Source organism: Flavobacterium sp. 1 (genome assembly GCF_002797935.1).
Classification (GTDB): Bacteria; Bacteroidota; Bacteroidia; order Flavobacteriales; family Flavobacteriaceae; genus Flavobacterium.
The window spans coordinates 4,523,144-4,536,711 of record NZ_PGER01000001.1 but is presented as its reverse complement, the minus strand read 5'-3'; the positions used below and the strand labels follow the sequence as shown (position 1 = coordinate 4,536,711).

Below are 13,568 nucleotides of genomic sequence, written 5' to 3'. Positions count from 1 at the left end.
AATTTTTTATAATATATTATTTTTTAACGTCAGGAACAAATTTCAAATAATCAATAGTGAGTGGGTTTTTGGCCACAGTACCAGCCCATAATGTAATCAAATCAATATTTCCAGATTGAGTAATATCAAAACTGCCTAACAAGAATGGGTTATAATCTTTTACCAAAACATCTTTATATCCAAAATCTTTTAAAGGATTTGTCAGCATATTTGCAGTACCAACTAACTGCCATTTTCCTCCCACTATTAATCTCTGAGATATAGGAACGGTTAACTGATCGTTTATTGCGCGCCAATACACCTTATAAGTAGTACTGTACATATCCTTTGCTGCATAAGTCATATAAAATTGAGCAGAACCTGGAGCTGGCGCTATAATATCATTAAACGGCAGCTGGGTTGTTGGATCTATAATTTCGCGATACGAAAAACTACTGCGGGATCCATTGCCATAACCAGTATAAGCTTCTCCTTGAATTACTGTGGGAACTAAACGATCTGAAAGTTTAACATCTACCTTTTTCATGATGTAAATAATACCGTTACTTAATTGTATTGGCTCGCCTACAATTTGTGTTTGATCTACATCAAACTGAACTCCAAATCTTGATGTTAATGTTTTAGGTAATGTCCCTTTTGTATATGCTTTTGGAAAAGCCAAATCTCGTACCGTAAAATACATACTGTAAGTTTCCGTTGAATCCCTAAGAGGATTATTAGATGTTTTAGTCAAATATGGTTTCATTTTAGTCACTTCCGCATTGTAACCATCATCCTGCATTAAGAAAAGGGTATATGAATTTTTCTCATTGTTAAGATTATACACATTTCTTAAGTAGGAATTGGATAAAGAATCCGCAAGAAATCCAGCAGGAGATTTTTCTTTGGCGGCCGCATCTTCTTTGTAAATGCTAAATTCTTTTAGACTTGTTAAATAAGCGCTCATTGCTGAAGTGCCTTTATTAGCATTGATATATTCCCAAATATTCAATTTTGGAGCAAGCGCTTTATTAATAATATGAAATACGCCATTTGCTGCATAATGATCCGCAGTAACAATAGTGGCATCCCCAATAGTTGTACTTCCTTTGAATATTAAATACTTATCAGTCAACATTTGGATCTTTTCTTGATCATTTTTTCTTACTGATGAAAAAGAAGTTAACGCAATATGGTTGGCTACAAATTTTTTAAGTGCCTCAGCATCATTAAGTATTGCTACATCTACCTGAGACAGTGCTTCATTTGTAGGCGTAAAGACAGTATAGGTTTTTGAAGCGGCCAAAATTTTATCGTACCCAGTTTGAGTTAATAATTTTCCAAACTGAGATACTTCAGCTGTATTTGCAATAGCCTCATTAAGCGTAACATCCAGATTGGAATCTCCATTGTTTTCCCGATCATCCCAAGGGCTGGAACAAGAAACTAAAGCTATAGTTAACAAACTAACCAATAGTCTTTTATAATTTAAATTTAATACGATCATTTTTACTTGATTAAGTTTGAACTTATATTCTTTTATAATATTAATATCCACTGTTACCATTATCCCCTTTGGTTGCGTCGGTCCTTTGAACAAAACCGCCACCATAGCCTGGCTTAAATTTTGGCCAAATCTGATCCATGTCTACTGGACGAAATTCTACCATATCGAACCTGTCTGCATCTCCCGCACTACAGCCTGTACAAGCATCTGTAACAAATTTAATTTTATGTTTTCCTGTGGTTAATACTTCTACAATACCTACAAATCTAGAATTGAGAGCATCACCCTTAACAAATGGAAACATATATCGTTTATAACCTTGTGACTCTAATACCCTATCATTTATACCCGTTGTAACATTACTAGGGTCATTTGGAGCTTCTTGCTGATTGATAATTCTAGAGGTTTGTACACCATTAAAAAACACTTTTGTATTAGTAGAAGCTTTAGCTATTGCACGATAGGAAACCCAAATTTTATAACGCCCTTTGATAATTACCGGAGTGTCAAACTCAATATCATTCAAACCTCCTGCACCAGTACGAAAACGAAAAATATTCCAAAGATCCCCATTAGCAGCTCCGCCATAAGGCTGCCATGTCATATTATATGTTTTATTTCCTGTCCAAGTAACATTACTAAGTCCTCCTAATACAAAACTGAAAGCTACTCCTCCCGTTTTTCTATAATTAGCAACATTGGCTGCCATTTCTGGCTGATTACATAAATCAAAATAAACTGGTGATGCCACACGTTTTTTAATGGTGAAATGTCCGTCTACATAATGCAATACTCCATTAGAACAGGTTGTATTACTTGGATCTCTTACTATTGCAACACCCTGCTCTTGTATTCCATTAAAAATATCATGATTCAATAAAATAGATTGTTTATCTAATTGTGAGCTAATTACTTCCAGAGGAGCCTTAGTTTCAAACACAGGTGTTATTGCCATATCACTTAAATAAATTAAATTAGGCAATACATGGTATTGTACATATAAATTCAAACTATCTGCAGGGTTAGTTGGGTCTTTTAAATGACTATATCTTTTCTTTAAATCTTCTAAGGTGTTAAAGCCAGCTTTATTCAAAACTGCATTGCTTTCTCCTAAAACCGTTAAAAAACTACCAACTTTATTTTCGTCATAAACAATAGGTTTATTTAATTTCTCATACCATCCTGTAGCTTTTAAAACTTCGGTAAATAAAGAAAGATTTATATCTGATTCAATACTTGCAGCCACTGTTTTATCAGCAACACGCAACACTTTATCAATAGCATGAATAATTCCATTTCCTGCTATTATGTTAGAAATTATAATATTTGATGTCTTATTAACAGTTTCACTAGCAACACCATTGATATTTGTAGCTCCAGTTATTAAAAATTGACCATATAAACTAGGAGTTGCAATCTTACCATCGGTAAATGAAGATGTTGTTATTGTTTTATCTAAAATATGCAGTTTAGCTATATTTTTCAAATCTTCTACTGGAACTTCTTTTAATGAACTAACACCCAAATCCTTTAAATACTGTTTTACAGCATCATTAGTTGGGAGGAATAATGTAAAAGTCCCATACGTATTCATATATGAAGCATAATTCGTAATATCCAGAATTTCTAAAAACATAGAATATTCGGTATTAACTCTTAAATATTCGGTTATATTAAGAGTATCATCCGTACTTTCCTTTATTTTTTGCTCTGTACAGCTTTGAAACATCAGAACAATCAAAAACACTAAAGTAAGTCTCAAGAGGCTAGGTAATCTTAATAATCTTTTCATGTCTTATTTATTTATTATTTATAAAATGGATTTTGTACAAGTGCTTTATTTGTATAAAGTTCGCCCGTGTTAATAGGCAAATAATGACTGTTAGGATCTTGTAATTTGGCTATTATAGATTGCTGCTGATCGGCTGGAGCATTCTCAATAGCAGCATTAATAAGAATGTCTTTTCGTGCGTAGTTATTTCTTCTGGCAACTCTAAGCATATCAAACCAGCGTTTACCTTCAAAAGCCAATTCACGAGAACGTTCCGCTAATACATAATCTATAACACCATTTTTACTTGAAGCATCAACAGACTGAGCAGTTTGAGCAATTGCACGACGTTTTAGTCTAATATCATCAATAATTGCAAGTGCTTCTGCCCCTTGATTTAATTCGGCAAGAGCTTCCGCTTTCAATAGTAACACATCACCATAGCGATAGACAAACCAATGGGTGTCTGAATCTTGCAATTCTTTTGTGCCTTCGCTATCTCCTATATATTTATAAATCAAATTGAATGAAGCAACTATAGAAGCAAAGTCACCACGAATATCTCTCTTACTCAGATCATCAAAATCAACTCCAAAAACCTTTTCTGCTACTGTAGCAGAAATAATAAACTGTGGTCTTTGTAAAAAGATATTATAAAAAGGGCCTAAATTTGCTGCAGTATATTGGAATTCGAAAATACTTTCAACGGAATTTCCATTGGCAAACACGGTATTATACCAAGTGCCGTAATTTGAAGATTGGTACAAACTAAATTTTTTAGAATCTATTACTTTGTTAGTGGCAATCAATGCCTCTTGATAATTATCTGTCCATAAATAAACATCTGCCTGCAGCGCATTAATCGCATAAACAGTGATACGTCCTTTATTATATGGATTGTTGCCATAATCTTCAACGGCATATCCTTCTGCTAATTTAAGGTCTTTGATTACCTGTGCAAATACATCTTTTTGAAGTGTAACTGGCAATTGAAAATTATCTTGATCGGTTAATGTAGCGGTTAATTTTAAAGGCACATCTCTAAAAGTACGAGCCAATGTAAAATACAAATAGGCTCTTATAGCTAAAGCTTCTGAAAGAAAATGATTTAATTGCTCTTGAGTCAAGGTAGGATCCTTTTCTTTGACAGCAGGTGCCAAATCAATTACAGTATTACAGTAATTAATAGTTCTGTAAAATGCATCCCAATTGGTCAGACTATTAGACGCTGTAATATTTGAGTTCATGATATCTCTCTCATCCTCCGTTACATTCTGCCCTGGAGCAACCATATCCCCTCTTAAATCTCCGTACATGAATAAATATTCAGTCATCGTCAAATCAGCTACTCCTGGAGGCGGTTTTAACAAAGACGAATAAATTCCGGCAACAGCGGCTTGAATATCTTCTTTAGTTTTCCAAAATTCACCACGGATAATTCCGTCTTGCGGCTTTAAATCTAAATAATCATCACACGAAGCCGTACAGACAAATAGGATAAAGATTGCTAGAATTGTTTTTATTTTAGTTTGCATAATTCAAATTTTATTATTAGAAACGAAGTGTAACTCCAAGTGTAACACGTTTTGTTGGTGGAGTACTAGAATTATCAATTGCAATGGCAAAAGGATCTCCACTTTTCATATTTACTTCAGGATCCTGACCTTTATAGTTAGTAAAAGTGATTATATTATCTGCAGTTATATAACAGTTCACATCCTGCAGTCTTAACTTTTTTACTAAGTTTTTACCCAAAATATAACTGAAGGTAACTGAACGAAGACGCATAAAAGAAGCATTTTCAACATAACGATCTGAGCCTAACCAGTTATACCCCGATCCATAAAGTGCTCTAGGCATATCCGTTACATCGCCAGGATTGCGCCATCTAGATAAAACAGCTGTACTTTGATTACTATATGAATACATATTAGTAGCCTTCATATCGGCACCATTGACAACATCATAACCTAATCTATAACTAAAGAAAAGCATTAGCTTGAATTGGTTATTAAGAGTTATATTAGGTCCAAAACCTCCAATAAATTTAGGATTACTATTTCCTAAATAAACTACGTCACGACTATCAATGTTACCATCATGGTTGATATCTTCATATTTAGCATCTCCAGGCTGAAACGTATAATCTGTAATTGGATAATTGAAACGCATCAATACTTGTTCTCCATTAGGCCCTACAATTTTATTTCCGTTGGCATCTGTAGCCTTTGTAGCTTCCAAATCTTTATAAACTCCTTTGAAACGGTATCCGTAGAATGAGCCAAATGGGTTATCAACTTGAAGGAAACGCTTATATTCCCCATTTTTATCAGTATTTCCACTCTCACTTGGATAATATTCTGAAATTTCTTTAATAGTGTTTTCATTACTTGAAATATTGAAATTAAAATCAACTTTCCAATGTTTCGATCTATAAGGAGTTGTATTAAGATTTAATTCAAATCCTTTATTTTCTAATGTTCCAACGTTCTGATCCACCTTATTGTAACCCGAAACACTAGTTAATTGAAGATCTTTAGAAATCAAATCTGTAGTCAAGTTTTTATACAAATCAAGATCTATCATAACACGGTTTTTAAACATTTGCAAGGTGAAACCTAAGTTGGTACCTTTTAATTTTTCCCAGCGTAAATTACTCAATTCAATGTTAGAAGGTATTACGCCATTAAGATCTAAATACTGGGTACTATAGTTCGTATAAACATTATAAAAACGATAATCAGAATTTGGAGCCCTACCAGATTCTCCGTAACTGGCTTTAATACTCAAATCGTTAATTGCTGTAATATTTTTCATAAAAGGCTCCCCAGAAACCCTCCAACGAGTCGATATAGAAGGGAAATAACCATATCTGTTTTCAGGACCAAATCTGGAATTTCCATCAGCACGCAAACCCAAATTAATGATATAACGATCCAGCAGTCCATATTGTACACTTGTTACTGCACCAACACTTCTATATTGACCATAACCACTTTTTAGGGTCAATTCTGAATTTTGAGTTCTTGATGGAATCGATGGATCTGTTAATAAAGATGAAGCTGTGTTTGATGTCATTGCTTCATACGAAGTAGACTTAGAATCATTAGTCTGCAATGATAATAAAACTTGTAAATTTTGTTTTTCTCCCAAGTCTGGCTGATAAACAAAGTTGGTTTTTGTTATAATACCAGATTGGTCAATATCAGCATCAGATGCTCTATTTACAACGGTTTCAGTAAAAGGACGTCCTGTGGCATTTTGTGGTAAAAAAGTTTTAATTTTTGTACTGCTATAATCAAATTGCAAATCAAATGTAGAAAATAATACTTTAGGAATAATATCGACATTCACATTAAAATGGGGTGTTATACGATCTACCACTTGATTATTTGTCGCAAATTCGGCCATTGCTACTGGATTATAAGTACCTGAATAAGTACCTTGAACATTTGAAGCCGGCGTAAAATAATTGGGTGTAAGATTTCCCATTTCATCATATTCAAAAATACTCATATTTGGCATTTTAATATAAGCAACACCACGCAATAGATCCTTATCATCATTACTACTAAAATTATTTACATAGTTACGCTGCGTATCATTATGTGAATAAGCAATATCGGTTCTAAATCTAATACGATCAGAAACAACATAATCTAAATTCAATCTGGCATTCAATTTCTCCAACCCAGTCCCTTTAGTCACCCCTTTGGAATTATAATAACCAATGGAACTAAAATATCTTGCTTTTTCTCCCCCTCCTAGTAGAGAAAGGTTGTGCTCTCCAGTTTTACCTGTTTGCGTAATGGCATCTATCCAATCTGTATTTTGTCCGTAATTTTTAAAATAGTAAACATCCTGAGGATCATATTGAAACTCTTTAACCGTCAGAGTATTCAACGGTACACCGTTTCTATTCATATATTCTTCTGGAATCAACTGAGAATACTGATCTCCATTCAACATTGGAACTGTAGAAGGTGTTTTAGAAAAAGTCTGTTTAAAAGTATACGTAATTTTTGGCGCACTTACTCCTCCACGTTTAGTAGTAATTAATAAAACTCCACTGGCGGCTCGAGAACCCCACATTGCAGTAGCAGCAGCATCTTTTAAAACAGTTATCGTTTCAATATCTGTTTGAGCAATATTTAATAAAGCTGAATAACTTTGTTCATCGGCCGTACCAAAGTTAAAATCTGCTGGTATAGTTGTTTCATAAGGCATTCCATCTACTACAATTAAAGGGTCTGAAGATCCAGAAATTGAAGATGTCCCTCTAATTCTGATTTGCATACCTGCTCCAGGATCACCACTATCTGCTGTAATATCTACACCAGCCATACGTCCCTGTAAAGCTTCATCAATACTTGCTGCTTGTGTATAAGCTAAGTCTGCAGCGTTTATACTAATTGAACTAGTGGTCCTATTTCGGTCATCAATTTTCATTAAACCATTGTCAGCCTTTTTCGCACTAATAACAACTACCTCGGTAAGTGATTCTACAGTAGAAACAAGTAAAACTTTAATTGATTCTCTACCTTTAATTTCAATGCGTTGCGATTTATATCCTATAGTAGAAATAAATAACTTGTTATTTGGATCCTTTACCCGTATAGCAAAATTTCCATCAATATCTGAAACTGCCCCAGAAATGGTACGATTTTCAGCATCTTGTTCTGCAATAGTAGCTCCTGGCACACTTAATTTATCACTTGAGTCAATAACCTGACCACGGACTAAAAAAGTTTTATTCCCTTGTTGTGCCAAAACTGGTAAAACAGCCAGAATAACACAAGCAAATGCAAAACTGTAAAATATATTTGTAATTTGTTGTCTCATTTTATTTCTCTAAGTTTAAGATAGTTGTCTACTAAATGGATTAAAGACCTGTCTGCTAAATTATTACTGCTTGCTTGTATAAAATTAGCAGCTGCATTTTCATTACCTGATTCATCTTTAAACGACAATGTCCTAGTTGCACCATCACTAATTACTCCAACATAAGTTTTGTCTCCTTGCGTATTTTTTCTTAATGTTTCCCATTGTCCAGTAGTCAATCCGTCATTTGAAGCCGTTTTATTAACAATAATATGGTATTGTATAAAATCGGCAACCATGTCTTTTTCTCCTGTTGTCTGTAACGCTGGATTAGGTGAAGCAGGAAGGAGTTTTGCAGTAACCGCTCTTGCGATAGCCGCTTTATTTGGGATTATAAAAGTATAAGAAGTGCCTATATCTACCCCTTCAATTTTTCCTGTTGAAGAATTGAAAATTTTAGAATTTGCAAGATATTGATAGAAACTGTTGAATTCAACATTACTTGCTGCTAAACGCTTGATAACCAAACCTTGTAATTCAGTAGAGAATTGTGGAAAACTATCAACATAATAGGTGATCCCATTTTCCTGCAATTCTTTTCCTATTACTTTAGTTACAGTTCCATATGCAACATCACCAGCCGCATACACTTTGCTGTTAGACCATTGTATATACTCCCCTGGCAATTCATTATCTCCTGTACGGATAATACCAGAAGTAGTTGCAATGTTATCCAACTCCCCTTTAGGCGTAAGAACGATACAATTATAAAAGAGTCTTACTAATCTATTTCTGGCGGCACTTCCGCTTTCACTTTGTGCAGTTACAGGATTAACATATACCCATTGTAGAAATCTTGAGTCCCAATTGAAACCAAGACCAATTAATACCGTATCAGATGGTAAGAAAATAGTATATTTAGTTTTTATATTACTAATCATTTCTTTGATACCAGAACCGTCATTAAAAATTTTAGTTGCAAAACTATATTTAGGATCGAGATAAGCAGAAGTATAAACAGTATAAAATAAATTGGATTTCTGCACTTTGTTAGCACCATAAAAAAATCCGTTACTTAAAACTTTCTTCTCAATAATATCAGTTGCAAAATTAAATGTTAAATCTTCTTTCAACCCATTTGCTAAATCATTCTTTGAAGGCCATAAAGCACCTTGCACCATGTGTGCATTTATTAAATCTTGAAAAACATATTTTGGCAATTTATCAAGAGAAGGATAATTTTTAAGAAGAATTTTATCCACAAAAGTCTGTAAAGCAGCATCTTCTGGAGCAATCAGCGTATAGGCATCAGACTGGCCGTCATTGTCGTCTGTTTTTACAAAGTTTTCATTATTAGGTGAAAATGCCAAAGTAGGATCGTACAATTTAACGTAAACCTTGTCTGATTTACCAGTATAATTATAATAATCTGTTGTAGCAGGTTGAAAAAAAACATAACTAGCAAGATTCTCTTCAAGTATTTTACGAAACAAGCTGTATTTACTATTTTGCTCCAGATACTGATCTATATTCATTAATGGGAGACTTACCTTATCTACTTCATGAATAACACCATTTTCAGCAACAATATCAGCTTCTAGTACTTTTGAATCAAAAACATTAAATCCTGTGTACTCTTTACCTGGATAGAAATAATTAAAATCATAAGAACTCAAACTTTTAGCCTTAAAATATTCATCCGTAAAATAAGTAATATACTTATTGTTATTATCTCCTGAAATATAACCGCCATTACGGTTGGATCCTACTATAACCATCGGCTGACCATTAATAGTTTTAGTCACAAAACCATCATAAAATGCAGTTCTTCTTCGGTAAGCATTATCTACTACCCAACCTTTTGATGATTGGTAATCAGATAATTTGTCCTTCATAAAAGCATTATAAACAAGCGCATATTTAACAATTTTAGCAGCAGTAGCATCATCTATTTTAGTTACATCTGAGATACCTTGCTCTTGGAAAAATTTAGTAAAAGCAACATCATTAGGAGCAAACATAGTCCAATATCCTGCTTTTCCTAAAATATCTTTATAACCTGCTTTGTCAATTAAGACCGTTAAATTTTTAAAATTCCCTTTTGCTTCCAATTGTTGATAAATTGGATCTTCAAGATTCGCAGGACGCGCATAGTATTCATCATATACATCTGAACTACAGCCAAAAAATAAGGCTAGAAGGGGTATAACAAGTAAATAGTAGTGTAATCTTTTCTTCATTTTAAATAAAATTGCTGATAAACATTTATACTTTTTTTAACTTTTTTGATTATTTCTTAACGATCAAATATACATGTTCATCTCACTCTTACTATCCTGCCCCATCCTGTAAAAATTAAATATTTTTTTATTATATATAAAAAAAAGCACGATAAAAAGATATTACTTCAATTAATTAACTTTTAAATTACACAATAGGAATACTTGGATTTACTGACACCAAAGTGTTTTTTTATTACAATTATTATCTTTCCAGAAACAATTAACTTTTTATTGTGAAATTAAAAAACTTGAGAAAAAAAACGAGAAAAACTTGTATTACCTATTAAAAAGACTACAAATAAAAACACGTTGTATGTTCTGTTTTCTAGCTAATCAGAATAGCAAAATAATGCAGTCTTAATGAGATTTTGAGAAAAATCCCGCATGCATATAAAAAAAATGCCTCCAAAATTGGAGGCATTTTTTTTATATTAAATACGATTATACTATATGAATTAGTAACTTAAAAAAGGACTTAATTTTTAATAAAAATCAAACCCAAAATATTTTAAGCTACTTCTTTTAGAATATTATTTAAGATTAATTTTCTGGAGCTAATTCTAATTCTAACCCATCCAGACTTTCAGTTATAGGGATTTGACAACCTAATCTGCTATTTGATTTTACATAAAATGCTTCAGACAACATCGCTTCTTCATCATCACCCATTTCTGGCAATACTACATCATTAAGAACATAACATTGACAAGAAGCACACATTGCCATACCGCCACAAGTTCCTTCAACAGGAAGTTCATAAGCTTTGCAAAGTTCCATTATGTTCATCGCCATATCAGTAGGCGCTTGTAAATCATGAATAATTCCTTCTCTATCTTTAATCTTTATTAATACGTCCATCTATTTTTTACTTCTTTATACGACAAATCTTGTGCATTTTTAACTTTTTACCTCAAGATCTACAGCCATTTCTTTTCTATTTTCTTTATTTAATATTTTTAAACCAATAACATCTGCTTGATTGATAATGAAAACTACTACTGCATTTGGAGCATAAGTCCCATCATGTGTTTTAAACACCAGCTTGCCTTCATACGTCAAGTTTACTAAACCATTTTTATCAGTTTTACTTTTGGTTTGTATTTGAGAACCAAATTCAGCCGTAATATAAGCACTATTCTCTAACATATTTGCCTTTCCACCACTAAGTTCTTTCAAAAATTCAGCATTAGATATTTTTAACTGCCCAGTTCTATTTGACCAGATATCTATTATTTTACTAAAATTCATTACAGTCCATTCATCATCAACGTTAACATAAGTTTTAGTCACGTATGCCTCTTGAATTGGCTCTTGTCCATATGTTTTAAAAAGACATAATAAAACGATCAATAAATAAAGCTTTTTCATAATTCAAATTTGTAAGTTAGTGTTACAAATGTAAATTTTTATTTGAAAAATCAAATAAAAAAAATTTGAATTATTCATACCGTTTTTTACACATAATGAAAAAAACCCTTGTTATATTGGCAATTCCTTAATAATAACCTTTTAAAAAACCTTTTTTTATTACACTTTAACAAGTATAAGTTTTAAAATCATCAAACGCAAACATGACTTTTATCATTTTATAATTAGATTTTTTTTGTTAAAAAAAACAGAAAACTTCTTAAATATAAAATTCTGCTTTTTAATGCTTACAAAACATTGACAACCGTTTCTATTTGAGGGGCGTATTTTTTAATGGTAGTCTCAACACCCGCTCTCAAAGTCATCTGATTGACACTGCAGCTAGTGCAAGCTCCTTCAAGCCTAACTTTTACATGTTTTCCCTCATCAATTGAAATGAGCTTAATGTCACCGCCATCTGAATTCAAAAAAGGCCTGATTTCATCTAGCGCCTTCAAAACATTATTTGTTAATTCTTCTGTTTTCATAATTGGTATCTATTGTTCGCCATCTTTTAAATCAATCAAAATCACTGACTGCAATTTCAATTTATTCATCCATTGACAGCATTTGAATTAATATTCAAGTCTCAGAGTTATTTCTTAACGGCAGAACATCCTGCCATTGTCGTAATTTTGATTGCCTCAGTCGGCTCTAAATTTTCATTTCTACTAACCACTTCACTTACAACATTACGTGTGATTTCATCAAAAACACTTTCAATAACTGAACCAGTTTGTAATGCCGCAGGGCGTCCATAATCTCCAGCTTCGCGAATGGATTGAACAATTGGCACTTCTCCTAAGAAAGCCACTCCTAAATCTTGTGCAAGATCTTTGGCCCCTTCTTTCCCAAAAATATAATACTTATTGTTAGGCAATTCTTCTGGCGTAAAATAGGCCATATTCTCTATAATTCCCAAAACAGGCACATTTATCGCTTCAGATAAAAACATAGAAACCCCTTTTTTGGCATCGGCCAATGCAACGGCTTGAGGCGTACTTACCACTACAGCTCCGGTAACCGGTAATGATTGCATAATAGAAAGGTGAATATCCCCAGTTCCAGGAGGCAAATCAATTAACATAAAATCTAATTCTCCCCAATTAGCATCAAAAATCATCTGATTCAATGCTTTAGAAGCCATCGGCCCTCTCCAAATAACAGCTTGGCTAGGTGAGGTAAAAAATCCAATAGAAAGCATTTTAACCCCATAACTTTCTACAGGTTTCATTTTTGACTTCCCATTAACCTCAACCGAAATAGGTTTTTCATTTTCTACATCAAACATAATTGGCATAGACGGTCCATAAATATCGGCATCAAGAACACCAACTGCGAAACCCATTTTTGTCAATGTTACAGCTAAATTTGCTGTAACAGTAGACTTCCCAACTCCTCCTTTTCCAGAAGCTACAGCAATAATGTTTTTTATTCCTGGGATAGCTTTTCCTTTGATTTCATTCTTTTCTGGAACTTCAACTTTTATGTTCACTTTAATTTTGGCATCGGGCGAAACTAAATCGTGAATTGTTTTTTTGATATCGTCTTCGGCTCTTTTTTTAATATGCATTGCTGGTGTGTGCAATACTAAATCTACTACAACCTCATCTCCAAAAGTGACTACGTTTGCAACGGCTCCGCTTTCTACCATATTTTTACCTTCACCAGCAATAGTAATTGTTTCTAATGCTTTAAGAATGTTGTTTTTATCTAATTTCATTTTTTTATTCCTCTATCTGTTTGCGCTTTTAAAAAACGTGTTTTTATTTAAACTAATTTTAGATTGCAAAGATAACGG

Annotated in this window: 9 protein-coding genes; all 9 read right to left on the bottom strand. The window is 33.1% G+C overall.

The annotated features are described in order from the left end of the window. Nucleotides 1-16: 16 nt before the first annotated feature. Nucleotides 17-1,486: a fasciclin domain-containing protein gene (locus CLU83_RS18385; protein ID WP_157802142.1), complete on the bottom strand. Its 1,470-nt coding sequence runs from the start codon at nt 1,484-1,486 to the stop codon at nt 17-19. Nucleotides 1,487-1,526: 40 nt separating this feature from the next. Beyond that, entirely contained in the window at nt 1,527-3,248 is a 1,722-nt protein-coding gene (locus tag CLU83_RS18380; protein WP_232727172.1) for a fasciclin domain-containing protein, read from the bottom strand. Nucleotides 3,249-3,292: 44 nt separating this feature from the next. Further along, the gene (locus tag CLU83_RS18375) at nt 3,293-4,792 is read right to left on the bottom strand and encodes a RagB/SusD family nutrient uptake outer membrane protein (protein WP_100432958.1); all 1,500 of its coding nucleotides are present in this window, start codon (nt 4,790-4,792) and stop codon (nt 3,293-3,295) included. Nucleotides 4,793-4,808: 16 nt separating this feature from the next. Continuing rightward, nucleotides 4,809-8,099: a SusC/RagA family TonB-linked outer membrane protein gene (locus tag CLU83_RS18370; RefSeq protein ID WP_100432957.1), complete on the bottom strand. Its 3,291-nt coding sequence runs from the start codon at nt 8,097-8,099 to the stop codon at nt 4,809-4,811. Further along, nucleotides 8,096-10,318, bottom strand: a complete 2,223-nt coding sequence (locus tag CLU83_RS18365) for a fasciclin domain-containing protein (RefSeq protein ID WP_100432956.1) — start codon at nt 10,316-10,318, stop codon at nt 8,096-8,098. The genes CLU83_RS18370 and CLU83_RS18365 overlap by 4 nt, the downstream gene beginning before the upstream one ends. A gap of 582 nt (nt 10,319-10,900) precedes the next feature. Continuing rightward, on the bottom strand, nt 10,901-11,218 hold the full coding sequence (locus tag CLU83_RS18360) for a 2Fe-2S iron-sulfur cluster-binding protein (protein ID WP_100432955.1): 318 nt from the start codon (nt 11,216-11,218) through the stop codon (nt 10,901-10,903). A gap of 39 nt (nt 11,219-11,257) precedes the next feature. Then, complete coding sequence (locus CLU83_RS18355) at nt 11,258-11,728, bottom strand: hypothetical protein (RefSeq protein ID WP_100432954.1); 471 nt, start codon at nt 11,726-11,728, stop codon at nt 11,258-11,260. A 287-nt stretch (nt 11,729-12,015) separates the two neighbouring features. Next, a complete protein-coding gene (locus tag CLU83_RS18350; RefSeq protein ID WP_100432953.1) occupies nt 12,016-12,255 on the bottom strand; it encodes a NifU family protein in 240 nt (79 codons plus the stop codon). Nucleotides 12,256-12,362: 107 nt separating this feature from the next. Then, nucleotides 12,363-13,490 (bottom strand): Mrp/NBP35 family ATP-binding protein, encoded by a 1,128-nt coding sequence (locus CLU83_RS18345; protein ID WP_100432952.1) that lies wholly within the window; start codon nt 13,488-13,490, stop codon nt 12,363-12,365. Nucleotides 13,491-13,568: the final 78 nt, after the last annotated feature.